Origin of the sequence: Cryptosporangium phraense, assembly GCF_006912135.1 — a bacterium.
GTDB lineage: Bacteria > Actinomycetota > Actinomycetes > Mycobacteriales > Cryptosporangiaceae > Cryptosporangium > Cryptosporangium phraense.
On the sequence record NZ_VIRS01000036.1, the window covers coordinates 44,254 to 67,100 of the forward strand.

21 protein-coding genes and 1 pseudogene are annotated in these 22,847 nt (G+C 72.4%); 9 read left to right on the forward strand and 13 right to left on the reverse strand.

Translation table 11 applies throughout. From position 1 onward, the window contains the following. Nucleotides 1–53 precede the first annotated feature (53 nt). Genes FL583_RS33660 through FL583_RS33670 form a run of 3 tightly spaced genes read left to right on the forward strand, consistent with a single transcriptional unit; the run spans nt 54 to nt 2,425 of the window. Nucleotides 54–1,286 carry a sensor histidine kinase gene (locus FL583_RS33660; RefSeq protein ID WP_142708934.1) on the forward strand — a complete coding sequence of 411 codons (1,233 nt, stop codon included), beginning with the start codon at nt 54–56 and terminating at the stop codon, nt 1,284–1,286. Beyond that, a complete protein-coding gene (locus tag FL583_RS33665; protein WP_142708935.1) occupies nt 1,283–1,936 on the forward strand; it encodes a response regulator in 654 nt (217 codons plus the stop codon). Before FL583_RS33660 ends, FL583_RS33665 begins: the two co-directional genes overlap by 4 nt. 15 nt (nt 1,937–1,951) lie before the next feature. After that, complete coding sequence (locus FL583_RS33670; RefSeq protein ID WP_142708936.1) at nt 1,952–2,425, forward strand: nucleoside deaminase; 474 nt, start codon at nt 1,952–1,954, stop codon at nt 2,423–2,425. On the opposite strand, the gene FL583_RS33675 is transcribed toward FL583_RS33670, so the two are convergent. Further along, nucleotides 2,416–4,047 carry an amidohydrolase gene (locus FL583_RS33675; RefSeq protein ID WP_142708937.1) on the reverse strand — a complete coding sequence of 544 codons (1,632 nt, stop codon included), beginning with the start codon at nt 4,045–4,047 and terminating at the stop codon, nt 2,416–2,418. The two genes, FL583_RS33670 and FL583_RS33675, sit on opposite strands and share 10 nt — an antisense overlap. Nucleotides 4,048–4,129: 82 nt before the next feature. Here FL583_RS33675 and FL583_RS33680 point away from each other — a divergent pair, with 82 nt between their 5' ends. Then, the gene (locus tag FL583_RS33680; protein ID WP_142708938.1) at nt 4,130–4,816 is read left to right on the forward strand and encodes a TetR/AcrR family transcriptional regulator; all 687 of its coding nucleotides are present in this window, start codon (nt 4,130–4,132) and stop codon (nt 4,814–4,816) included. Beyond that, nucleotides 4,813–5,469: an SDR family NAD(P)-dependent oxidoreductase gene (locus FL583_RS33685; protein WP_142708939.1), complete on the forward strand. Its 657-nt coding sequence runs from the start codon at nt 4,813–4,815 to the stop codon at nt 5,467–5,469. Before FL583_RS33680 ends, FL583_RS33685 begins: the two co-directional genes overlap by 4 nt. A gap of 62 nt (nt 5,470–5,531) precedes the next feature. On the opposite strand, the gene FL583_RS33690 is transcribed toward FL583_RS33685, so the two are convergent. Then, a complete protein-coding gene (locus FL583_RS33690; RefSeq protein ID WP_142708940.1) occupies nt 5,532–5,834 on the reverse strand; it encodes a hypothetical protein in 303 nt (100 codons plus the stop codon). Nucleotides 5,835–5,995: 161 nt separating this feature from the next. On the opposite strand from FL583_RS33690, the gene FL583_RS33695 reads away from it, so the two are divergent. After that, entirely contained in the window at nt 5,996–6,574 is a 579-nt protein-coding gene (locus FL583_RS33695; RefSeq protein ID WP_142708941.1) for an HD domain-containing protein, read from the forward strand. On the opposite strand, the gene FL583_RS33700 is transcribed toward FL583_RS33695, so the two are convergent. Continuing rightward, the gene (locus tag FL583_RS33700) at nt 6,571–7,965 is read right to left on the reverse strand and encodes an NAD(P)/FAD-dependent oxidoreductase (protein WP_142708942.1); all 1,395 of its coding nucleotides are present in this window, start codon (nt 7,963–7,965) and stop codon (nt 6,571–6,573) included. The two genes, FL583_RS33695 and FL583_RS33700, sit on opposite strands and share 4 nt — an antisense overlap. Before the next feature lie 125 nt (nt 7,966–8,090). On the opposite strand from FL583_RS33700, the pseudogene FL583_RS33705 reads away from it, so the two are divergent. Further along, nucleotides 8,091–10,335: pseudogene (locus FL583_RS33705) on the forward strand (molybdopterin cofactor-binding domain-containing protein). Nucleotides 10,336–10,338: 3 nt separating this feature from the next. Then, nucleotides 10,339–10,812, forward strand: coding sequence for a (2Fe-2S)-binding protein (locus FL583_RS33710; protein WP_142708943.1), 474 nt, complete (start codon nt 10,339–10,341; stop codon nt 10,810–10,812). 276 nt (nt 10,813–11,088) lie between these two features. On the opposite strand, the gene FL583_RS33715 is transcribed toward FL583_RS33710, so the two are convergent. The 5 genes from FL583_RS33715 to FL583_RS33735 are packed head-to-tail and all read right to left on the reverse strand — an operon-like array spanning nt 11,089 to nt 16,064. Continuing rightward, nucleotides 11,089–11,670, reverse strand: coding sequence for a TetR/AcrR family transcriptional regulator (locus tag FL583_RS33715; protein WP_142708944.1), 582 nt, complete (start codon nt 11,668–11,670; stop codon nt 11,089–11,091). Beyond that, nucleotides 11,667–12,596: a 3-hydroxyacyl-CoA dehydrogenase NAD-binding domain-containing protein gene (locus tag FL583_RS33720; RefSeq protein WP_142708945.1), complete on the reverse strand. Its 930-nt coding sequence runs from the start codon at nt 12,594–12,596 to the stop codon at nt 11,667–11,669. Before FL583_RS33720 ends, FL583_RS33715 begins: the two co-directional genes overlap by 4 nt. Continuing rightward, nucleotides 12,583–13,509, reverse strand: coding sequence for a 3,5-dioxohexanoate:acetyl-CoA acetone transferase (kce, locus tag FL583_RS33725; protein ID WP_142708946.1), 927 nt, complete (start codon nt 13,507–13,509; stop codon nt 12,583–12,585). Before kce ends, FL583_RS33720 begins: the two co-directional genes overlap by 14 nt. Continuing rightward, nucleotides 13,506–14,642: an aromatic ring-hydroxylating oxygenase subunit alpha gene (locus FL583_RS33730; protein ID WP_142708947.1), complete on the reverse strand. Its 1,137-nt coding sequence runs from the start codon at nt 14,640–14,642 to the stop codon at nt 13,506–13,508. The genes kce and FL583_RS33730 overlap by 4 nt, the downstream gene beginning before the upstream one ends. A gap of 54 nt (nt 14,643–14,696) precedes the next feature. Beyond that, nucleotides 14,697–16,064, reverse strand: coding sequence for an L-serine ammonia-lyase (locus tag FL583_RS33735; protein ID WP_142708948.1), 1,368 nt, complete (start codon nt 16,062–16,064; stop codon nt 14,697–14,699). Between the two features lie 26 nt (nt 16,065–16,090). Between FL583_RS33735 and FL583_RS33740 the strand changes: the two genes are divergently transcribed. Further along, nucleotides 16,091–16,759, forward strand: a complete 669-nt coding sequence (locus FL583_RS33740; RefSeq protein ID WP_142708949.1) for a GntR family transcriptional regulator — start codon at nt 16,091–16,093, stop codon at nt 16,757–16,759. Here FL583_RS33740 and FL583_RS33745 read toward each other — a convergent pair. The 5 genes from FL583_RS33745 to glyA are packed head-to-tail and all read right to left on the reverse strand — an operon-like array spanning nt 16,756 to nt 22,693. Then, a complete protein-coding gene (locus FL583_RS33745; RefSeq protein ID WP_142708950.1) occupies nt 16,756–17,238 on the reverse strand; it encodes a sarcosine oxidase subunit gamma in 483 nt (160 codons plus the stop codon). The genes FL583_RS33740 and FL583_RS33745 overlap by 4 nt on opposite strands. Then, nucleotides 17,231–19,924 (reverse strand): FAD-dependent oxidoreductase, encoded by a 2,694-nt coding sequence (locus FL583_RS33750; RefSeq protein WP_142708951.1) that lies wholly within the window; start codon nt 19,922–19,924, stop codon nt 17,231–17,233. Before FL583_RS33750 ends, FL583_RS33745 begins: the two co-directional genes overlap by 8 nt. Then, complete coding sequence (locus FL583_RS33755) at nt 19,921–20,166, reverse strand: sarcosine oxidase subunit delta (RefSeq protein WP_142708952.1); 246 nt, start codon at nt 20,164–20,166, stop codon at nt 19,921–19,923. The genes FL583_RS33750 and FL583_RS33755 overlap by 4 nt, the downstream gene beginning before the upstream one ends. A 14-nt stretch (nt 20,167–20,180) precedes the next feature. Beyond that, complete coding sequence (locus FL583_RS33760) at nt 20,181–21,413, reverse strand: sarcosine oxidase subunit beta family protein (protein ID WP_142708953.1); 1,233 nt, start codon at nt 21,411–21,413, stop codon at nt 20,181–20,183. Further along, nucleotides 21,410–22,693, reverse strand: coding sequence for a serine hydroxymethyltransferase (gene glyA, locus FL583_RS33765; RefSeq protein ID WP_142708954.1), 1,284 nt, complete (start codon nt 22,691–22,693; stop codon nt 21,410–21,412). Before glyA ends, FL583_RS33760 begins: the two co-directional genes overlap by 4 nt. Nucleotides 22,694–22,847: the final 154 nt, after the last annotated feature.

Here is a 22,847-nt window from a genome sequence, read left to right on the forward strand (position 1 = left end):
TGTCCCCCACGCGGTGACGACTGTGGACGGAGCGCTCCGTACCGTGAGTGGCCATGGAACGGTGGTCACGGGCGGACGTCATGGTTCGGGACCTCCCGCTCGCGCTGGTCCTCTTCGGAGCCGCGCTGCTACCCGGTCTGCACGGTCACGGCACCCAGATCGGCCCCGGCCCCGACCGTGCGTTCGACGCCGTCGGGGTTCTCGTCGTGGCCGGCGAGACGCTGCCGCTGGCGATCCGGCGGCGGTTCCCGGTCACGTCGCTGGGGCTGGTCGCGGCCGGGTTCGTCGCCGACCAGCTCCTCGGGTACCACACGGTCGCCGGGTCCGCGGTGCTGCTCGCGCTGCTCAGCGCGGGCGTCCACGTGGAGCGTCACCGCCGGGCGACGGTCGTGGCCGCGACCGTCGTCTTCGTCGCTCTGGGTCTGCCGCTGCACGTGGGCGCGGCCGAGGCGGTGATCCTGTACGTCTTCATGGCCGGCGCGTGGCGCGTCGGCGGCGGGTTACGGGCCGGCCGGGCGGCCGAGGCCGAGCACCGGCTGCGGCTGGCCGAGGCGGCCCGGGTCGCCGAGCGCACCCGGATCGCCCGCGAGCTCCACGACGTGGTGACCCATCACGTGACCGCGATGGTCGTCCAGGCCGAGGCCGCGCGGTACCTCACCGCCGCGCCCGACCGTCTGGACCGGACGCTCGCCGCCGTCTCCGACACCGGACGGCGGGCGATCTCCGACCTGCGTCACCTGCTGGACCTGCTCGACCCGGACCACGGTGGGGACGCCCGGGAGCCCGCGGCCGGCGACCTGCACGCGCTCGTCGAGCAGACGCGCCAGGCCGGGCAGCCGGTCGAGTTCACCGCCGAGGGCCGACCGGCCGAGACCAGCGGGAGCGCCGAGCTGGTGACGTACCGGGTCGTGCAGGAGGCGCTGACCAACGCCCTGAAACACGACCACGGCGGCCGGACGGTCGTCGGGGTGCGGTACGGCGGGAGGGAGATCATCGTGCGGGTTCGCACCGACGGCTCGGGCTCGGCCGGAAGCTCGGCCGGGACCTCGACCGGGCAGGCCGGAAGCTCGGCGGGGCAGGCTGGCAGCTGGGCCGGGAGCTCGGCCGGCGGCTGGGCCGGGAGCTCGGCCGGCGGCTGGGCCGGGAGCTCGGCCGGCGGGGGTGGCCGAGGGCTGTCGGGCCTGCGGGAGCGGGTCGCGGTGGTGGGCGGCGAGTTCCGCGCGGGACCGGGCGACGACGGCGGCTTCCTGGTCGAAGCCCGGATCCCGGCCGGGACGCGCCCGTGACGATCTCGGTTCTCGTCTGCGACGACCAGGCCCTCATCCGGACCGGTTTCGCCACGATCATCGACGCCCAGCCCGACCTGGAGATCGTCGGCGAGTGCGGCGACGGCCGCGCCGCGGTCGACCTGGCCCACCGGCTCCGCCCGGACGTCGTCGTCATGGACGTCCGGATGCCCGGCGGCGACGGCATCGAGGCCACCCGTCGCCTGGCCGGGGCCGGTGTTGCCGACCCGGTCACCGTGCTGGTCGTCACCACGTTCAATCTGGACGAGTACGTCTACGAGGCGTTGCGGGCCGGCGCCAGCGGTTTCTTGCTCAAGGACGCCCCGCCGGCCCACCTGCTCAACGGCATCCGGACGGTCGCGTCGGGCGGGGCGCTGCTCGACCCGGAGGTGACCCGCCGGCTCGTCGGCCGGTACGCGGCCCGGATCCGCCCGCCCGAGGGCCGCGGGCCCACCGACGTCCTCACCCCGCGGGAGCTGGAGGTGCTGCGCCTGATCGCCGACGGTCTCTCCAACCGCGAGATCGCGGTCGCGCTGCAGGTCAGCCCGGAGACCGTCAAGACGTTCGTGTCCCGGATCCTCACCAAGCTCGGCCTCCGCGACCGCGTCCAGGCGGTCGTCTACGCCTACCGCACCGGCCTGGTCACCTAGCCTTACGGTGGGCCGGTGATCACCTATCTGGAGCGCTGCGTCGAACTCGCCGAAGAGGCGCTGGCCCGGGGCGACGGACCGTTCGGGTCCGTCCTCGTCGACGCCGACGGGCGCGTGCTGCACGAGGACTCGAACCGCGAAGCGAGCACGAACGACCCGACCGCTCACCCGGAGTTCGCGCTGGCCCGGTGGGCGGCCGCGAACCTGCCCGAGGCCGACCGGGCCACCGCGACCGTCTACACCTCCGGGGAGCACTGCCCGATGTGCGCGGCCGCGCACGGGTGGGCCGGGCTCGGCCGGATCGTGTACGCGGCGTCCGGCGCGCAGCTGGCGTCCTGGCGCGAGTCCTGGGGCCTCCCGGCGTCGCCGGTCCGCCCGCTTGCGATCACCGACGTCGCCCCGGGCATCCCGGTCGTCGGCCCAGTCCCCCCGTTCGACGACCGGATGCGAGCCATTCACCGTTCCGCCCTCCCGGAACGTCAGCCGTAGACCCGCAACCCGTCGACGAACGTCTCGGCCACTCGGACGGCCCCGATCTCCTCCGCCGGCCCCTCGAACGGGTCGCGATCCAGCACCACCAGATCCGCCCGGCCCCCGACCCGCAACGACCCCGAGTCGTCCCGATGGTTCACGTACGCCGACCCGGCCGTATAGGCCGCCAACGCCGTCCCGAGATCCAACCGCTGCTCCGGCAGAAACGCCGCACCCGACACCCCGAACAACCGCCGGTTCACGGCCACGTGAATCGCCGCCAGCGGATCCGGACTGCTCACCGGCCAGTCGCTCCCGGCCGCCAGCGTCGCCCCGGCCCGCAGCAAATCACCGAACGGATACTGCCACCCGGCCAGCTCCCCACCCAGGAACGGGATCGTCAGCTCGTCCATCTGCGGCTCGTGCACCGCCCACAGCGCCTGCAGGTTCGCCGTCGCCCCGAGCCGCCGGAACCTCGGCACGTCGGTCGGGTGCACGACCTGCAGGTGGGCCAGGTGGGGACGGGTGTCCCGGAACCCGTTCGCGGCCCGCGCCGCCTCCACCGCGTCCAGCGCCTCGCGCACCGCGCGGTCGCCCAGCGCGTGGAAGTGCACCTGGAACCCGAGCGCGTCCAGCGACGTCACGTACTCCCGCAGCGCCACCGGGTCGACGAAACTCAGCCCGGCGTTCGTCGTCGCGCACCCGCACGCGTCGCGGTAAGGCGTCGTCATGCCCGCGGTGAAGTTCTCGGCCACCCCGTCCTGCATGATCTTCACGGTCGAGCACCGCAGCCGGCCGAGCGTCAGCCCTTCCCGCCGTTCCAGCAGGTCGGGGATCTGCTCGGCGCCCCGCGCCCGGTCCCACCACAGCGCCCCGACCACGCTCGCGGTCAGCAGCCCGTCCCGGGCCGCGGTCAGGTACGCGTCCGAGACGTCCGGATACCCATTCGACGCGCACACCATCGCGTCCTGCCAGGCCGTGATGCCCAGCGAGTGCAGCAGGGTCTGCGCCCGCAGCAGCCCGGCCAGCCGGTCGGCCGGGGTCACCGGCGGGAGGATGGCCGCCACCAGCGACATCGCGCCCTCCTGCAGCGCCCCGACCGGCCGGCCCCGGTCGTCCCGGTTGATCACCCCGTCGACCGGGTCGGGCGTGTCCGCGGTGATGCCGGCCAGCTCGAGCGCCCGCGTGTTGGCCCAGGCCCCGTGGTGGTCGCGGTTGGAGAGGAACACCGGCCGGTCGGGCACGACCGCGTCCAGCACGTCCGCGGTCGGCACCCCACCGGCGAAGCTCTCCATCGACCAGCCCCCGCCGAGGATCCACGGCGCCTCCGGGTGCTCGGACGCGTACGCCCGGATCCGCCGGAGGTACTCGTCCACCTCGACCGTGCCGGTCAGATCGCACTGGCCCAGTTCCAGCCCGCCCATGACCGCGTGCACGTGGGCGTCCTGGAAACCGGGCAGGAGCAAGCGACCGGCGAGGTCGACGGTCTCGGTCTTCGGACCGACCAGGTCGGAGACGTCGTGGCCGACGGCCACGATCCGGCCGTCGCGCACGGCGAGCGCGCGCGCCCGCGTGCGCGCGCCGTCGGTGCAGAGCACCGGTCCTCCGGCGAAGACGATGTCCGCGTGGTGGTTGCTCATCGGGTCAGGGTTCCGTTCGTCGGGGCCGCCCCCGAGAGAACTACCGGTGGCGCCGGTGGGTCAAGAGTGTTGTCATAACGGCATGGCCCGAGTGACGACCACCCGCCGGCGGAACCGGCCGACCAAGACCGGTGTCGTGCTCAGCCACGAGCTGATCGTGCGCACCGCGATCCGGCTGATCCACGAGCACGGCTCCGAGGGGCTGAGCGTCCGGCGGCTCGGCCTGGCGCTCGGCGCCGATCCGTCGTCGGTCTACCGGTATTTCCGCAACACCGACGACCTGATCCGCGCCGTCGCCGACGACCTGATCGGCCAGTACCTGGCCGACTTCCGGCCCGGCCCCGACCTCCGCCGCACGCTCCGCGACCTGGGCCTGCGCATCCACTCGGCGCTCGTCGCCGAGCCACGGATCTCCGCGCTGACCGCGTCCCGGGTCACCGGGCGTCCGCACGAGATCAGCACGATCGAGGTCGGTCTGGGGATCCTGCGCGCCGCCGGCTTCACCCCGGCCGAGGCGGCCCGGCACTACCACGCGTTCATCGACCTGACGCTCGGCTTCGCCGCGCTCGACGCGTCGGCCGCGGCCCTTCCGCACGACACCGACACGGCCGACGACGCGGCCTGGACCACGGTGTACGCGCGGCTCGGCGCGGATACCCACCCGAACATCGCGGCCTGCTCGGACGCGCTGGCCGCAACGATGCGGACCAGCGCCTACCCGGCCGCGCTGGACCTGTTCCTGGACGGCCTGATCGGAAGGACCCCATGACCACTCTCGCCATCGTCGGAGCCGGCCGCGGACTCGGGGCCGCGGTCGCCCGGCGCTTCGCCGCCGAGGGGTTCTCGGTCGCGCTGATCTCCCGGTCGCAGGAGCACGTGGACGAGCTCGCCAAGGAGGTGGGTGGTGCCGACTGTGCCGGCTATGCCGCCGACGTCCGCGACCCGACCGCACTGACCGGCGCGCTCGACGCGGCCGCCCGCGACCTCGGCCCGATCGAGGTTCTCCAGTACAGCCCGCTGCCGCACCGCGACTTCCTCCGTCCGCTGCTCGACACGACCGTCGCCGACCTGACCGGCGCGGTCGAGTTCTCCATCTACGGACCGGTCACCGCCGTGCGTCAGGTGCTCCCCGGCATGCGGACGCTCGGCCGCGGCACGATCCTGTTCGCCAACGGGGGCAGTGGCGCCCGGCCCAACCCGCGCGTGGCCGGCACGTCGATCGCCTTCGCGGGCGAGGGCGCGTACGCGTCGATGCTGCACACCGAGCTGGCACCGGAGAACATCCACGTCGGGCAGCTGATCATCCCGGGCGCGATCACCGCGGGAGACCCGCACACCGACCCGGACACCCTGGCCGCCACCCTCTGGCACCTGCACACCGACCGAACCGGTTTCCGCGTCTTCGCCCGAGACCTGGACTAGCCCCGAGCGGCCGCGGCGCGTGCGGTGGCTGGTGGGCCCGTCACGAAGAACGAGGGACCGGGCTAACGCACCGGGGCGGACTCGGCGGGGAACAGGGTGTGCCAGAGGTAGCGCTGAGCGGCGGCGGTGCCGAGACGGGCCGGCGCCGGGCTGCTCTCGGCGGCCGCGCCGACCGACTCGAGCCACCACGCCCCGTCCGGCGACGACGTCGTCAGCGCCGCGGTGAGCTCGTCGTGCAGCCACGGATATTTCCCCGCGGCCAGGCTCGCCCGCAGATCGGCGACCCCGAGCGGATCGAGCTGATGACAGTACGTGCGCAGGATCTGCCGCAGCCGAAGACTGGGAACGCCATTCTCGCCGAGCACAGTCGCCTCCCGGATACCCCACGTTCATCCGGCGCACAGACTAGAACGATCGACACCCTTCGTGGGCCACCGTTCGTCACCGTTTGATTACGGACGTGCACGCGGTATGAACGTCCTCCCCCAGCGGTCCGGTCGTCCGGTTCGCGGCTTACGGTCGGTACATGCAGACCGCGGCAGACGCCCTCACCGCAGCGCAGGCCCTGGCCCGCGACCTGCTCGGCGCGAACGACGACCGGTGGCGGCACACGGTCGGCGTCGCCGAGTGCGCCGCCGCTCTCGCGGTCACGGTGCCGGTCGAGGACGCCGAGACGCTCGTCGTCGCGGCCTGGCTGCACGACATCGGCTACAGCCCGACGCTCTCCGACACCGGCCTGCACCCGCTCGACGGTGCCGCCTACCTGGAACGACACGGCTGGCCGGCCCGGATCTGCGGCCTGGTCGCCCACCACTCCGGCACCCGCTTCCTCGCGGCCGCAGCCGCCGACACCGACGACTGGGCCCGAGCCCTGGCCCGCTACCCCGACGAGCGGTCGGTCGTCTCCGAGGCCCTCACCTACGCCGATCAGCGCGTCGGCACCTTCGGCCAGCGGATGAGCGTCCAGGCCCGGCTGGACGACAAGGCGGCGCGGCACGGCGAGGACTCGGTGCAGGGTCGCGCCCGCGCGCAGCGCGACCCGTACCTGCTCGGCGTCGCCGAGCGCGTCGAGAAACGCCTCGAAGAGGCGGGCGGCCTCGCCTAACTGTCGAAACCGAAGCCGACCGCGTCCATCGCCCGGAGCCAGAGGTTCCGGCGGCCGCCGCGCCGGTCGGCCGCGATCAGCGATCGACGGGTGAGCTCGACCCCGGCGTACCGCAGCGGTTCGGGCGGGAACGGCAGCGGGGTCGAGCGGACCATCCGCGTCCTGGTCCGTTCGGTCGACTCCCCGGCCAGCAGGTCGAGCATCACCTCGGCCCCGAACCGCGTCGCTCCGACGCCGAGGCCGGTGTAGCCGGCCGCGTAGGCGACCCGGCCCCGGTACGCAGTGCCGAAGAACGCCGAGAAGCGCGTGCAGGTGTCGATCGCACCGCCCCACGCGTGCGTGAAACGCAAGCCCTCCAGCTGCGGAAACGTGGTGAAGAAGTGCTCGGCGAGGGTCGCGAACGTCTCCGGCCGGTACTCGTAGCGGGACCGGACCCGGCCGCCGAAGTGGTAGATCGCGTCGTAGCCGCCCCAGAGGATCCGGTCGTCGGCGGTGAGCCGGTAGTAGTGGAACTGGTTGGCCGAGTCGCCCAGCCCCGGCCGATTGCGCCAGCCGATCGCGTCCCGCTGGGACGGCGTCAGCGGTTCGGTCGTCAGCGCGTAGTCGTAGACCGGGATCGTGTACGGCCGGACCCGCTGCACCAGCGACGGGAACACGTTCGTGCCCAGCGCGACCTGCCGTGCGGTCACGGTCGCCTGCGGCGTCCGGATCGCCAGACCCGCTCCGGCCGAGGTCAGCCCCAACGCGGGCGTCACTTCGAAGATGCGGACGCCGAGCCGGCGGCAGGCGTCGGCCAGGCCCCAGGCGAGCTTGGCCGGGTGCACCAGCGCCGTGCCGGTGCGGTCCCAGGTTCCGGCCAGGTAGGTGGGCGAGTCGACCTCGGCGCGGACCGCGTCGGCGTCCAGATAGTCGAGCGTGACGCCATGGTCGGCGGCTTGCGCGGCTTCGGCGCGTAGGTCGTCCACCTGGTACGGCTCGGTCGCGACGTTCAGCGCGCCGGTGCGTTCCCACTCGGCGTCGATGTCGTGGCGGGTCAGCGTGTCCTCGATCGCCTGCAGATTCACCGCGCCGAGCCGTTCCAGCTCGGCCAGCTCCGACGGCCACCGGGCCAGGCCGTTGCGCAGGCCGTGGGTGAGGCTGGCCGCGCAGAACCCGCCGTTGCGGCCCGAGGCCGCGTGCCCGATCCGGGCCCCTTCGAGCAGGACGACGTCCAGCGACGGGTCGCGCTCTTTGGCGATCAACGCGGTCCACAACCCGGAGTAGCCGCCCCCGACGACCGCGAGGTCGCAGGTCGTGTCGGAGGTCAGCGCCGGGGTCACGGCCGGCCGGCCCGGGTCCTCGAGCCAGTACACACCGTGACGGACGTCGGCGAGGGCCTTCCGGGGGTCCATGACCTGAGCGAATCCGGTCCGGCAGCCGGGGTCAAGGGTGTTGTCATAAGCGCCGGAAAAGACGACTGAAATCAACATTCTTGCCATCAACCGCCTCAGCGGACGCCATGATGGCCCGCGTGACGATGGGACGACGACGTTTCCTCGGGTATGTCCTGGCCGCGCCGACCCTGGTGGCCGCGGCCGACCTGCTCGGCTCCGGTCCGGCCGCGGCCGACCTCACCGAGATCGTCGATCTCAACGACCTGATGACGCTGGCCGCGGCGCCGACGTCGAACTTGATCTCGGTGGTGGTCAACGCGGACGGGACGGTCTCGTTCGCGCTGCCCCGGGCCGAAGTGGGGCAGGGCATCACGACCTCGTCGGCGATGCTCATCGCCGAGGAGCTGTCGGTGCCGCTCGAGCGGGTCCGGGTCACGCTCGCCGACGCCCGTCCGGAGCTGGTGTTCAACCAGCTCACCGGCGGGTCGAACACCACGTTCTCGACGTACACGCCGATCCGGGTCGCCGCCGCGGTGGCCCCGGGGGCGACTGCTCGAGGCGGCGGCGGCCCAGCTCGGTTCGCCGGTAGGCGTCCTCGTTCTGAAGGCGGGCGTGATCAGCGACGCGGCCGGGCGGAGCGTCGGCATCGGGGACCTGGCGGCGAAAGCCGCGAGCGGACGCACGACGACGGTCGCGGTGGAGCTGCGGCCGCGGGAACAGTTCGACGTCATCGGGACGCCCCGCAACCGGGTCGACGCGCTGGCCGCGGTCACCGGACGCAAGACGTTCGCGATGGACCTGAAGGTCGCGGACGCGAAGCCGGCGATGGTGTGCCGCGCGCCGACGATCAACGGGAAGCCGGGCGCGGTCGCGAACCTCGACGCGGTGCGGTCGATGCCCGGGGTGACCGACGTCGTGCCGATCTCGACCGGGATAGCCGTGCGGGCGAACACGTTCGGGCAGTGCATCGACGCGGTCCGCGCGCTGCGGGTGTCGTGGGGGCCGGGCACGGCCGAGGGGAAGTCCGATCAGGACGTCGAGCAGGAGCTGGCCCGGGCCGAGGTACCGCTCGGCCCGAAGCCGCTGACGCCGACGATCGAGGGCGTGTTCACGTTCGCGTTCCGCGGGAACAGCGAGCTGGAGCCGAACTGCGCGGTCGCCGACGTCCGGAACGGGCGGGCCGAGATCTGGGCCGGGCTGAAGTCGCCGATCGTCGCCCAGCAGACGATCGCCGCCCGGCTGGGCCTGCCGGTGGGCGCGGTGACCGTGCACGTCGTCGAGGGCGGCGGGTCGTTCGGCCGCAAGCTGTTCTTCGACGCGGCGCTGGAGGCGGCCGAGGTGTCGAAGGCGGTCGGGAAGCCGGTGCGGCTGATGTGGCACCGCGCCGACGACGCCCGGCAGGGACGGGCCCACCCGATGGCGCGCTCGCGGGTGCGGATGACGTACGTCGGCGATCGGGTGCTCGGGTTCAGCCAGCGGCACACCAGCGTCTCGACGGACCTCGGGCACGGGATCGGCGAGATCATCACCGCGACGGTCGCGAAGCTGCCGGTCGGCGACGCCGGCTTCTCCGAGACGTTCTTCCAGCTCAGCCAGTCGACGCCGTACCGGTTCGGCGCGGTCAGCCGGCTGCTCGCCGAGACCGACGAGGGCTTCAACACCGGGAGCATGCGCAACGTCTACTCCCCCGACGTCACCTGCGCGCGGGAGCTGATGCTCGACCAGCTGGCCGCGAAGCTCGGGAAGGACCCGTACGACCTGCGGCTCGGCCTGCTGCGGGATCCGCGGGCGCGGACCGCGCTGGAGACGGTCGCGTCGGCCGGTGACTGGGGCCGTGCGATGCCGGCGGGCACCGCCCAGGGCCTGGCGATCCACACCGAGTACAAGTCGGTGAGCGCCGTGCTGGTGGAGATCGACGCCCGGCCGGAGACCGTCGGCCGGTCGGTACGGGAAGGGGTGACCGGGCCGCGGGTGACGAAGGCGGTGGTCGCCGTGGATGTCGGGCTGACCGTCAACCCGCGCGGCCTGGAGGCCCAGATGATCGGCTGCGTCTCGGACGGCATCGCGCTCGCGCTCACCTCCAGCCTGCACCTGCGCGACGGGTATTTCCTGGAGGCCAGCTGGGACAACTACTTCTACACCCGGCAGTGGAACACGCCGGCCGACGTCCGGGTCGTCGTGCTGCCGAACACGTCCGACCACCCGGGCGGCGCCGGGGAGCTCGGCGTCGCGACGACGTTCGCCGCCGTCGCCTGCGCCTACGGGCGCGCGACCGGCACCATGCCGACGAGTTTCCCGATCAACCACGGGACGGTGTCGTTCCCGGTCAAGCCCACGGTTCCGCCGGTTCCGCCGTCACCGACCAATGGCCGCGCGCTGGCCGAGTAGGAGATTGTTGTGCATACGTTCCGGGTCAACGGTGAGCCGGTGAGCGTCGACATCGAGGACGACGTGCGGCTGCTGTGGGTGCTGCGTGACGTCCTGGGCATCACCGGGCCGAAGTACGGGTGCGGGATCAACGTCTGCAAGGCCTGCACCAGCCACCTGAACGGAAAGGCGGTCAACCCGTGCGCGATCCCGGTCGGGGACCTGCAGCCGACCGACGACGTCACGACGATCGAGGGCCTGGCGACCGATTCCGGCCTGCATCCGATGCAGCAGGCGTGGCTGGACCATGACGTCGCGCAGTGCGGCTACTGCCAGCCGGGGCAGATCATGGCCGCGGTCGCGCTCGTGCGGCGGGTGCGTGCTGAGGGTCGGGAGATCACGGACGCTGATCTGGACGGGATCCGGAACATCTGCCGGTGCGGGACGTATTTCCGGATCCGAGAGGCGATCCGAGATGGCGCGAGCCGCATGCCCTAGCGAGTGTCCTGTGGGTAGCTGCGGCCTCTGGGCGGCTCCCGGTTGCGATCCGGATCCCGGGGGCGCAGCCTGCGCCAAGCCGGCCGCCGGCGCCTGACGAACACCGCGGTCAAACGCGGGCCCGCATCAACGCCAGCGGGTTCCCCACCCGACCCGATCGGGTGCTCCCGCGAGCGGCGGATCCCGTTCACCTGTCCGGAACGCTCCGACCGGATCGGCCGCCGAGCCGCGCAGGGCTCCCCGGGAGCCGACCCCCGGCCTCCGGCCGGGCCCTCGCTAGGCGAAGGCGATCTCTTCCGAGCGGCGGACCGTGCGGCGGATCGCGGCCTGGTCGAGGCCCAGCAGCGCGGTGAGCCAGAGCCCGTTCTGCAGAACATCGATATCCGTAGCGCGCCTGGCCGCCTCGGCCTTCGGAAGGCCCGGGCGCGCGCCCCGGATCAGCGCGGCGAGCATCGTCCGGTACCGGGCCTGGGCCTCGGTGTTGAGGTGCGCGAACTCGGGGTTCGCCCGGGCCAGCGCCCAGAGCTGGAGGCGCAGCGACAGGTACTCGGTCGTCAGGAACTCCGGGTCGGCGACCCGGCGCAAGGCGGCCCGCAGCCGGTCCTCAGGAAGCTTCAGCGGATCGGGCTCGACCAGCGCCAGATCCTGCTCCTCGACCCGGCGGAGCGCGGCCCGGATCAGTCCCACCTTGTCGCCGAAGTGGTAGTTGACCAGTCCGAGGGCGACGCCGGCCTCGCGCGCGACGGCCCGGGCGCTGACTCCGGAGATGCCGTGGTGGGCCAGCAGGTGCAGCACCGCGTCGAGGATGCGCTCCTGGCGATCGGGGTTCGGTGCGGAGCTCCGGGCCGGTTCGGTCATGCCGGAAAGGATCCCGCACTCCCGCCCGAGCCGAGGCCCCGGGCGGCCAGGTAGGCGACGATCAGCGCGTCCCGGCGGGCGGCGAGGTCGTCGGCCGGGGTCAGGCCGTCGACGAGCCGCCGGACGGTGGCCTCGTCCAGTCGGGGATCGCCGAGGTCGTCCCACCAGCGGTGGAAGCTGTCGGCGTAGCGGACGCAGAACTCGGCCAGCCCGCCCTCCCCGGCCCCGAGGTGGAACAGCGTCGTCGGCCCGAACGCGGCCCACCGCAGCCCGGGCCCGGCCGACACCGCGAGGTCGACGTCCTCGACGCTCGCCACACCGGAGTTCACCAGGTGAACGGCCTCCCGCCACAGCGCAGCCTGGAGGCGGTTCGCCACGTGCCCCGGCACCTCCCGCCGCACCTCGATCGTCACCTTCCCCACCGACTCGTAGAACGCCCGGGCCCGCCCGACGACCCCCGGCCCGGTGCGCTCGTTGCCCATGACCTCGACCAGCGGGATCAGGTGTGGCGGGTTGAACGGATGCCCGAGCACGAACCGGTCGGGCGCCGCCCAACCACCCTGCAACTCCCCCAGCGTCAGCCCCGACGCCGACGACGCCACCACGGCGTCCGCGTCCAGCGCCGGCTCGATCAGCGCGTACAGCTCGTGCTTGAGCGCGACCCGCTCGGGCACGCTCTCCTGCACGAATTCGGCGCCCTCGACGGCGTCGCGAGGATCGTCGGAAAAAGCCACGCGGTCGGGGTCGCCGGTGAAGCCGAGCGCGGTGAGCGCGGGCCAGGCGGTCTCGACCGCCGTCCGGACCTTCGGCTCGATGCCCGGATCGGGGTCGTAGACCGTCACCGAATGACCGGCGGCCAGGAACAACGCGGTCCAGGACGCTCCGATCACGCCCCCGCCGAGCGAGGTGACCCTAGAACCGGACACGGTCCGCTCCCTTCAATCCGAGGCGCTCCCGCGCCTCCGCCGGGGTCGCGATCCGGTGCCCGAGCGACTCGACGATCCCGCGGATCTTCCGCACCTGCGCCGCGTTGGACGCGGCCAACTCCCCGGGCCCGAGGTACAGGCTGTCTTCCAGCCCGACGCGAAGGTTCCCGCCGAGCATGGCCGCGCTCGTCGCGAACGGCATCTGGTGACGTCCGGCCGCCAGCACCGACCACTCGTAGTCGACGCCGAAGAGCTTGTCGGCGATCGTGTGCAGGTGCTGGAGGTTGTCGAGGTCGGCCCCGACGCCACCCAGCACGCCGAACACCAGCTGGACGAAGAACGGCGGCTCGATCCAGCCCTGGTCGATCAGCCAGGCCAGGTTGTAGAGGTGGCCGAGGTCGTAGCACTCGAACTCGAACTTCGTGCCGTGGCCCTGGCCGAGCTCCTTCACGACGTACTCGAGGTCGGCGAACGTGTTCCGGAAGATGAAGTCGCGGGTCATCTCCAGGAACTGTGGCTCCCAGTCGTACTTCCACGACGAGTACTTCGCGGCCATCGGGAAGATGCCGAAGTTCATCGACCCGACGTTGAGCGACGCCATCTCCGGCGAGGTGGCCACCGCGGCCCGCAGCCGCTCCTCCCGGGTCATGCCGAGCCCTCCGCCGGTGGAGACGTTGACCACCGCGTCACAGGCCGCGGCGATCCGCGGCAGGAACTGCTGGAACAGTTCGGGGCGCGGATCGGGCTGCCCGGTGGCCGGATTCCGCGCGTGCAGGTGGATGATCGCCGCTCCGGCCTCGGCCGCCTCGATCGACGCCTGCGCGATCTCGTCCGGGGTGATCGGGAGGTGCTCCGACATCGTCGGCGTGTGGATCCCGCCGGTGGGGGCGCAGGTGATGATGACCGGCCTCACGGGGTCACCGCCGTCCGGTAGGCGTCGAGGATCAGGCCGTGGAAGTGGTGCACGCCGTGCTCCGACAAGCCCGAGCCGGCCGGGTCGACGACGATCCGTCCCTGGTCGAACGCGGGCGTGCTCATCCCGCGCTGGACGCTCTCGACGATCGCGATGTCCTGGGCCTGGAGCACCTCGTCGATGTAGCGGATGGACTCCTCCTCGGCGTCCTCCACCGAGGCGGTCTCGAAGTAGAAGTCCCAGGTCTCGCGCGTCCGGTCGGGCGCGACCGGCAGCACCTGGAACACCATGAAGTTGCCCCGGCCCGGGTAGCGCAGCAGGCAGGTGTTCGGCCACAGCCACCAGACCGCGTGCTCGTTCACGGTGGCCCCGGCGACGTCGTAGGCGGTGTTGTCACCACCGCCGCGGGCGAAGTGGCTCGACCAGATGCCGTGCGTGCGGACCTCGTAGGTGCTCATGTCGACCAGCGACACGAACTCCGGGTGCGCGATGTGGCAGTGGTAGCACTCCAGGAAGTTGTCGATGACGTTCTTCCAGTTCGATGCCACGTCGAACTCGAGGCGGCGGGCGAACGTCAGCCGCTCGACGTCGGGGGCCCAGCGGGCGATCTCCGCGGCGAGATCGGGGGCCTGCGACGCCAGCCCAGCGGCCGACGGGTCCAGGTTGACGTAGACGAAGCCGCCGAACACCTCGACCTGCACCTGGGCGAGGCAGACGTCGCGGTTGTCGAACGTCTCCATCCGGTCGGCCCGGCGGGACGCCTTGAGCCGGCCGTCGAGCCCGTAGGTCCAGGCGTGGTACGGGCAGACGAGGTTGTGCGCGGTGCCGGCGCCGGTGAGCAGTTCGTGGGCCCGGTGCCGGCAGACGTTGTAGAACGCGCGCAGCTCACCGTCCCGGTCGCGGACGACGACGATCGGCATCTCGGCGACGGTCGCGGTCACGTAGCTACCGGTTTCGCGCAGCGCTTCGACGTGGCCGATCCACTGCCAGCTGCGACGGAAGATCGCGGCCCGGTCGACGGCGAGCCAGTGCGGGTCGACGTAGGCCTCGGCGCGTAAGGAGAAGGAGCGTTCCGGAACCTCGGAGTAGCCCGACGAGATCCGGCGGACGTCGTCGGCGGACACGGTCGTCATGACCCCGAGAATACGGCCCGACTGGACGAACGTTCAAGATCCCTGGACGATCGTTCAGCACTCGACGACGTTCAGGGCCAGGCCGCCCCGCGCCGTCTCCTTGTACTTGTCCTTCATGTCGGCGCCGGTCTCGCGCATGGTCTTGATCGCCTTGTCGAGCGGGACGTGGTGCTGCCCGTCGCCCCGCACGGCCATCCGCGCGGCGGTGATCGCCTTGACCGACGCGACCGCGTTGCGTTCGATGCACGGGATCTGCACCAACCCGCCGACCGGGTCGCAGGTCAGCCCGAGGTTGTGCTCGATGCCGATCTCGGCCGCGTTCTCGACCTGCTCGGGAGTGCCGCCGAGCACCTCGGCCAGCCCGGCCGCGGCCATCGAGCAGGCCGACCCGACCTCGCCCTGGCAGCCGACCTCGGCCCCGGAGATCGACGCGTTCTCCTTGAACAGCAGACCGATCGCGGCCGCGGTGAGCAGGAACCGGACGACGCCGTCGTCGTCGAACGACTCGACGAAGTCGCGGTAGTAATGCAGTACCGCGGGCACGATGCCGGCCGCTCCGTTCGTCGGCGCGGTGACCACCCGCCCGCCGGCCGCGTTCTCCTCGTTGACGGCCAGCGCGTAGAGCGTCACCCACTCCATCGCCCGCAGCGGGTCGGCGTGGTCCTGGCCGGCCTCGAGCGTCTCGCGCAGCGCGGCCGCCCGCCGCCGCACCTTGAGCCCGCCGGGCAGGACGCCGGGCGTCGAGCAGCCGCGGTCGACGCACTCCTGCATCACCGACCAGAGGTGCAGCAGCCCGGACCGGATCTCGTCCTCGGTGCGCCAGGCGAGCTCGTTGGCCAGCATGACGTCGCTGATCCGCAGGCCGGTCGCGTCGGTGTGGGCCAGCAGGTCGGCCCCGGTCCGGAACGGGTACGTCACCGGGGTGGGATCTTCGACGATCGCTCCGGGCCCGGACTCGTCCAGCACGAACCCGCCGCCGACCGAGTAGTACTCGCGCCGGTCGAGCTCGGCGCCCGCCGAATCGCAGGCCACGAACAGCATTCCGTTCGGGTGGAAGTCGAGCCGCTTCCGCCGGTGCAGCACGACGTCGTCGTCCGCGGCGAACGCGATCGGGTGCGAGCCGGCCAGCGGGAGCTTCCCGCTGTCCCGGACCGCCACCACCCGGGCGGCGGCCGCCACCGGATCCACCAGCTCCGGACGCTCCCCCAGCAGGCCCAGCACCACGGCCGGGACGCTGCCGTGCCCGTGGCCGGTCGCCCCGAGCGACCCGAACAGCTCGCAGCGCACCCGGGCCACCCGGTCCAGCACCCCCGACGAGGCCAGCCGGGACGCGAACGAGCAGGCCGCCCGCATCGGCCCGACCGTGTGCGAACTGGACGGACCGATACCGACCTTGAACAGCTCGAAGGCGCTGATCGTCACGCACGCGCTCCTGATATATTAGTTGCATGTATGCAGCCTCGCTCGCGCCGGACGCGGCTCCGGCCTCGATGGCCGACCGGGCCTACCTGGCGCTGCGCGACCGGCTCATCATGCTGGCGATCCGCCCCGGCGAGCCGATCGACGACGACGCGATCGCCACCTCGCTGGGGATGGGCCGCACGCCGGTACGGGAGGCGCTGAAGCGTCTGGAGGTCGACCGGCTGGTCGTGTCGTTCCCCCGCCGGGGCACGTTCGCGACCGGCCTCGACATCGCCGACCTGGCCCACCTCTCGGAGATCCGGGTCCAGCTCGAGCCGCTCGCCGCCCGCCGGGCCGCCGAACGGGCGCCCGGCCCGGCCCGGGCCGAACTCGAGGAACTGGCCGTCCGCACCGAGGGGCTCGACGTCCACCACACGAACCGCACCGACGTGATGCGCTGGGACCTCGGCGTCCACCGGGCGATCTACCGGGCCGCGGGCAACCCGCACCTCGAAGACGTGCTGATCCGCTACGACAACCTGGCGACGCGCATTCACTGCATGTTCCTCGATCGGTTGTCCACGTTCGACCTCAACGTCGTGGCCGAGCACGTCGAGCTGCTCCGGGCGATCGCCGCCGGTGACGGCGACCACGCCGACGAGCTGGCCCGCGAGCACGTCCTCGGCTTCGAGCGCGCGATCCGGGCCGTCATTTAGCGGTATTCCGCGGCCGCGTCCAGCAGCCAGTCGGCCAGGTACCCGGCGAACGACGACCGCACCAGCACCACGTACTCGTCCTCCTCGCGGAGCAGCACGACCGCGGCCTGGGCCAGCCGGGTCTGCACGCACTGCCCGGGCCCGAACACCCGGGGATGCAGGTCGATCGCGCACCCGCCGGCCAGCAGGTCGCGAGCCCGCGCACCGGCCAGCCGCAGCGTGATCCGCTGCGCGGACACGTCGGTGCCGCCGGTGCGCGTCTCGAGGTCCTCCGGTGCCTCGTCCGCGCTGGTCAGCAGCCACTCGTCGGGGCCGAGCCAGATCGCCCGCCCGCCGTCCACGTCGGCCCAGGTGTTCGCGGCCACCGGCGGCTCGCCCCGCACGTTCGTCATCGCCACGTACGGCTCGACCGTGATTCCGGCCGCGGCCAGGGCGTCCGCCCGGGACTCCAACGGGTGGGTACGCAGCAGCTCAGCCATCGCGGCGGGCTCCTTCCGGATCGACGAGCACGGACCCGGTGACCTCCACGGGCACGAGCGTGCCCCCGACCGGCACCTGCAGGACGTCACCCACGCGACCGTGCCCGCCCTTGACCAGCGCCAGCGCGAACGGCCGCCCGAGCTCGGCGCTCCGGTAGCTGGACGTCACGTGCCCGAGCATCGGCACCGGCGGCACCAGCGACAGCGACTCGACGATCTGCGACCCCTCCGGCAGCACGGTCTCCCGGTCGAGCGGCAGCAGCCCCACCAGCTGTTTGCGCAGCGGGTCCTGGTTGGCCGCCCGGGCGAACGACCGCTTGCCGACGAAGTCCGGCTTCTTCTTCGACACCACCCACGACATGCCGAGGTCCTGGGGCGTCACGGTGCCGTCGGTGTCCTGGCCGATGATCGGATAGCCCTTCTCGGCCCGCAGCACGTGCATGGTCTCGGTGCCGTACGGCGTGATGCCGTACGCCGCCCCGGCGGCCAGCAGCCGCTCCCACACCGCGACCGCGTACCACGAGTTGACGTACACCTCGTAGGCCAGCTCGCCGGAGAAGCTGATCCGGGCCAGCCGGATCGGCACGCCGTCGAGCGTCGTCTCCCGGATCGCCATGAACGGAAACGCCTCCTTGGACACGTCGACGTCCGGGAACACCGCGCCGATCACGTCCCGCGAGCGCGGGCCGACGACCGGGAACGTCGACCACTGCTCGGTGACCGAGGTGCAGGTCACCCGCAGGTCGGGCCACTCGGTCTGGAGCCACTCCTCCATCCAGTCGAGGATCTTCGCCGCCCCGCCGGTGGTGGTCATGGCCAGGAAGTGGTCGTCGGCCAGCCGCATGACCGTGCCGTCGTCGATCACCATCCCGTCGACCCCGCACATCACGCCGTAGCGCACCATCCCGGGCTTCAGCGAGCTCATCAGGTTCGTGTACAGCCGGTCGAGCAGCACCCCCGCGTCCGGTCCCCGGACGTCGATCTTGCCGAGCGTCGAGCCGTCGAGGATGCCGACGCCGGTCCGCGCGGCCGCGCATTCGCGCAGCACGGCGGCCTCCAGGTCCTCCCCCGGCCGCGGGTAGTAGCGCGGGCGCTTCCACTGGCCGACGTCCTCGAAGACCGCTCCCGCCGCCTGGTGCCACGGGTGCAGCGCCGTGTAGCGCTCCGGGTCGAACAGCCGGCCGCGGTCGCGTCCGGCCAGGGCCGCGAACGCGACCGGCGTGTACGGCGGCCGGAACGTCGTGGTTCCCGTCTCCTCCATCCGGACGCCGAGGAGCTCGGCGACGATCCCGGAGGTGAGCACGCCGGACGTCTTGCCCTGGTCGTGCGCCGTGCCGATCGTCGTGAAGCGCTTGACGTGCTCGATCGAGCGCAGCCCGGCGCCGACCGCGTGCCGGATGTCGGCGACGGTCGCGTCCCGCTGCAGGTCGACGAATTGCGACTCGGCCGGGCCGGGCACCCGCCAGAGCACCTGGGCCGGGTCGAGGCCCTCACCGGCCGCCGACCCGACCACGCGGAGGCCGTCCAGCTCCTCGCCGGGCACGAACGCGCCCAGGGAATCGTCGTAGCGCAACCGGCCGCGGGCCTGGCTGAACAGGTGCACGGCCGGGTTCCACCCGCCGCTGACCAGCAGCAGGTCGCAGGCGACCGGGGCCGGGACGCTGTCGTCGCCGGACGAGACCAGCGCGTGCGTGATCCGCTCGACGCCCCGGGTGCCGGTGACGACCGAGTCGCGGGTCACCCAGATTCCGGCCCGGGCGCACTCCTCCAGCAGCCCGGCCGGCACCTCGGCCCGCGCGTCGACCACGGCACGCACCCGAACGCCGGCCCGGTGCAGGTCGAGCGCGGCCGCGTAGGCGCTGTCGTTGGTCGTGAAGACCACGGCCTCGTGGCCTGGGAGCACCCCGTAGCGGTGCAGGAACGTCCGGGCCGCGCCGGCCAGCATGATGCCGGGCCGGTCGTTGTCGGCGAACACGATCGGGCGCTCGTGGGCACCGGTGGCGACGACGACCTCGCGGGCCCGGAGCCTCCACACCCGCTGGCGCGACACGTGCTTCGGTGCGGCCGGCCCGAGGTGGTCGGTGCGCCGTTCGAGCGCCAGCACGAACCCGTCGTCGTAGGTCCCGAACGCGGTCGTGCGCTGCAGGTGCAGGACATCGGGGTTGGCGGTGAGCTCCTCGACCGCGGCCGCGACCCACTCCGGTGGTTCCGGCTCGCTCAGCAGCGAGCCCCCGGCCTCGCTCTGCTCGTCCACCAGCGCGACGCGGACGCCGGCCCGGGAGGCGTCCAGAGCGGCCGAGAGCCCCGACGGACCGGCGCCGACCACCAGAACGTCCACGTGGTGGTGGCGGGAGTCGTAGCGGGCCGCGTCCGGGACGTCGGCCAGACGGCCCTGACCGGGAAGGCCGGAGGCCGACAGGCCGTCGTGGAGCTCGACGGTCGTGGCCAGCAGCATCGGCTCGGGGAAGGGCTCCTCGATCTGCACCAGGCCGCCCGGGTCCTCGGCCCAGGCGGCGGTGATCCCGCGCGGCCGGCCGAACTTGATGCTGGTCGCGATCGCCGTCTTTCCGGCGGCCAGCAACGCCGAGGCGAGCGTGTCACCGGGGTGGCCGGTGTACGTCTCGCCGTCGAACGTGAACGTCAGGGTCCGGGTGCGGTCGATCCGGCCGCCGGCCGGGGTCCTCATCGGGCCTCGAAACGGTAGGTGGCCGTGTCGCGGACCGCGGAGAACCAGCGGCGGCAGCCGATCGCGTGGTTCCACCGCTCGGCGAACCGGCCCTTCGGGTTGTCGCGGTAGAAGACGTAGGAGGCCCACTCCTCGTCGGAGAGCGCGGCCGGGTCGGCCGGGTAGGCGACGCCGGCCTGGCCGCCGTAGGAGAACTCGACCTCTTCGCGGGGGCCGCACCAGGGGCAGTCGATGAGTTGCATTTCTTCCCCTCGAATCAGTGCGCGACGGCGGCGGCGCCGTGCTCGTCGACCAGCGCGCCGGTGACGAAGCGGTCGAGCGCGAACGGCGCGACGTACGGGTGGGGCTCGTCGTTGGCGACCGTGTCGGCCAGGCACCAGCCGATGCCCGGCGTGGCCTTGAAGCCGCCGGTCCCCCAGCCGCAGTTCAGGTAGACGTTCGCGTACGGCGTCCGGCCGACGACCGGCGACGCGTCCGGGCTGACGTCGACGATCCCGGCCCAGCTGCGCAGCAGGTGCGCGCGGGCGAACACCGGGAACAGCTCGACGGCCGCGGCCATCTGGCGCTCGATGATGTGGAACGCGCCCCGCTGCCCGTATCCGTTGTACGAGTCGACGCCGGCGCCCATGACCAGCTCGCCCTTGTGGGCCTGGGAGACGTACACGTGGACGGCGTTGGACATGACGATCGTCGGGTGGACGGGTTCGAGCAGCTCGGAGACCAGGGCCTGCAGCGGGTGGCTCTGCACCGGCACGCGGAAGCCGAGCAGGTCGGTGAGGGTGGAGGTGTGCCCGGCCGCGCAGAGCAGGACCTTGCCGGCTTTGATGTCGCCTCTCGACGTTCTCACCGTGGTGACGTGGTCGTCGTGAGTCGAAAAGCCGACCACCTCGCAGTCCTGGATCAGGTCGATCCCGGCCTCGTCGGCCCGGCGGGCGAAGCCCCAGGCGACGTAGTCGTGCTTGGCGATGCCGGCGCGGGGCTGGTAGGTCGCGCCCAGTACCGGGTAGCGGATGTCGGCCGACGTGTTCACGATCGGGCAGATCTTGCGGACCTCGTCCGGGTCGAGCCACTCGGCGTCGATGCCGTTGAGCTTGTTGGCCTCGACCCGGCGGACCGAGTCGCGGACGTCCTGCAGGCTGTGGGCCAGGTTCAGGACCCCGCGCTGGCTGAGCAGGATCGGGTAGCCGAGGTCGTCCTCGACAGTCTCCCAGAGCTGGAGCGCGTGCTCGTAGATCGCCGAGCTCTCGTCCCAGAGGTAGTTCGAGCGGATGATCGTGGTGTTGCGGGCCATGTTGCCGCCGGCCAGCCAGCCCTTCTCGAGGACGGCGACGTTCGTGATGCCGTGGTTCCGGGCCAGGTAGTGGGCGGTGGCCAGGCCGTGGCCGCCACCGCCGACGATCACGACGTCGTACGAGCGCTTCGGGTCGGGGTTGCGCCAGAGGAAGTCCGGGTGATCGGGCAGGTCGGCGCCCGGGGGCCGGGGATTCACAGGACCCCCTCGGCGTAGAGCGGGTAGCGCTCGGCCAGGGCGGTGACCCGGGCGCGCAGCGCCTCGGCGTCGGGGGACGGCTGCAGTGCGGTGGCGATCACGTCGGCGACCTCCCGGAAGGATTCCTCGTCGAAGCCCCGGGCGGCGAGGGCGGGCGTTCCGATGCGGACGCCCGAGCTCACCATCGGGGGCCGCGGATCGAACGGCACCGCGTTGCGGTTCACCGTGATCCCGATGTCGTGCAGCCGGTCCTCGGCCTGCTTCCCGTCCAGCGGCGACTCCCGCAGGTCGACGAGCACCAGATGGACGTCGGTGCCGCCACTGACCACGCCGACGCCGGCCTGTTTGCAGTCGTCGGCGAGCAGGCGTTCGGCCAGGATCCGGGCGCCCGCGAGGGTGCGCTGCTGGCGCTCGCGGAACGCGGGCTCGGCGGCCAGCTTGAACGCGACCGCCTTCGCCGCGATGACGTGCTCCAGCGGCCCGCCCTGCTGCCCGGGGAAGACCGCCGAGTTGAACTTCTTGGCCAGCTCGGCGCTCGACAGGATGAAGCCGCCCCGTGGGCCGCCGAGCGTCTTGTGCGTGGTGGACGTCGTCACGTGCGCGTGCGGCACCGGCGACGGGTGCAGCCCGGCCGCGACCAGCCCGGCGAAGTGCGCCATGTCGACCATCAGGTAAGCGCCGACGTCGTCGGCGATCCGCCGGAACGCGGCGAAGTCCAGCTGCCGTGGGTACGCCGACCACCCGGCGACGATCAGCTGCGGACGCCGCTCGTGGGCCAGCCGCTCGACCTCAGCCAGGTCGACGCGGTGGTCGTGCTCGTCGACGTGGTAGGCCGCGACCTGGTACAGCTTGCCGGAGAAGTTCAGCTTCATGCCGTGGGTCAGGTGGCCGCCGTGCGCGAGGTCGAGCCCGAGGATCGTGTCTCCCGGCGTGAGCAGCGCGGCCATGGCGGCCGCGTTGGCCTGGGCCCCGGAGTGCGGCTGCACGTTCGCGTACTCGGCCCCGAACAGGGTCTTCAGCCGGTCGATGGCCAGTTGCTCGATGACGTCGACGTTCTCACAGCCGCCGTAGTAGCGACGCCCGGGGTAGCCCTCGGCGTACTTGTTCGTCAGTACGGAGCCTTGGGCCTGCATCACGGCCAGCGGGGCGAAGTTCTCGCTGGCGATCATTTCGAGGGTGGTCTGCTGGCGGCGGAGTTCGGCCGCGATGGCCGCGGCCACCTCGGGGTCGGCGTCGGTCAGCGACCGATCGAGGGCGGTGGAGGCGGAGAGCGTTGGCATGTTGGCGCTCCTCTGTCAGACATCCAGCGGCGGACTGGTATATCAGTTGAAGGGAAGGTAAGCCGCGCGTCCGGCGCAGTCAAGGCGCAGACGCGCATCCCCGGCGCGCGGCGCGGACCGAGCACGTGGCATGGGTCGACCGCGAAGCGCGGGC

What these genes read in the sequence shown, in the direction of transcription:
- FL583_RS33695 (WP_142708941.1), top strand. Translation starts at nt 5,996, where the DNA reads ATGCAGACCGCGGCAGACGCCCTCACCGCAGCGCAGGCCCTGGCCCGC.
- FL583_RS33745 (WP_142708950.1), bottom strand. Translation starts at nt 17,238, where the DNA reads ATGGCTGAGCTGCTGCGTACCCACCCGTTGGAGTCCCGGGCGGACGCC.
- FL583_RS33730 (WP_142708947.1), bottom strand. Translation starts at nt 14,642, where the DNA reads ATGACGACCGTGTCCGCCGACGACGTCCGCCGGATCTCGTCGGGCTAC.
- FL583_RS33675 (WP_142708937.1), bottom strand. Translation starts at nt 4,047, where the DNA reads ATGAGCAACCACCACGCGGACATCGTCTTCGCCGGAGGACCGGTGCTC.
- FL583_RS33740 (WP_142708949.1), top strand. Translation starts at nt 16,091, where the DNA reads ATGTATGCAGCCTCGCTCGCGCCGGACGCGGCTCCGGCCTCGATGGCC.
- FL583_RS33755 (WP_142708952.1), bottom strand. Translation starts at nt 20,166, where the DNA reads ATGCAACTCATCGACTGCCCCTGGTGCGGCCCCCGCGAAGAGGTCGAG.
- FL583_RS33660 (WP_142708934.1), top strand. Translation starts at nt 54, where the DNA reads ATGGAACGGTGGTCACGGGCGGACGTCATGGTTCGGGACCTCCCGCTC.
- FL583_RS33700 (WP_142708942.1), bottom strand. Translation starts at nt 7,965, where the DNA reads ATGGACCCCCGGAAGGCCCTCGCCGACGTCCGTCACGGTGTGTACTGG.
- FL583_RS33685 (WP_142708939.1), top strand. Translation starts at nt 4,813, where the DNA reads ATGACCACTCTCGCCATCGTCGGAGCCGGCCGCGGACTCGGGGCCGCG.
- glyA (WP_142708954.1), bottom strand. Translation starts at nt 22,693, where the DNA reads ATGCCAACGCTCTCCGCCTCCACCGCCCTCGATCGGTCGCTGACCGAC.
- FL583_RS33715 (WP_142708944.1), bottom strand. Translation starts at nt 11,670, where the DNA reads ATGACCGAACCGGCCCGGAGCTCCGCACCGAACCCCGATCGCCAGGAG.
- FL583_RS33750 (WP_142708951.1), bottom strand. Translation starts at nt 19,924, where the DNA reads ATGAGGACCCCGGCCGGCGGCCGGATCGACCGCACCCGGACCCTGACG.
- FL583_RS33680 (WP_142708938.1), top strand. Translation starts at nt 4,130, where the DNA reads ATGGCCCGAGTGACGACCACCCGCCGGCGGAACCGGCCGACCAAGACC.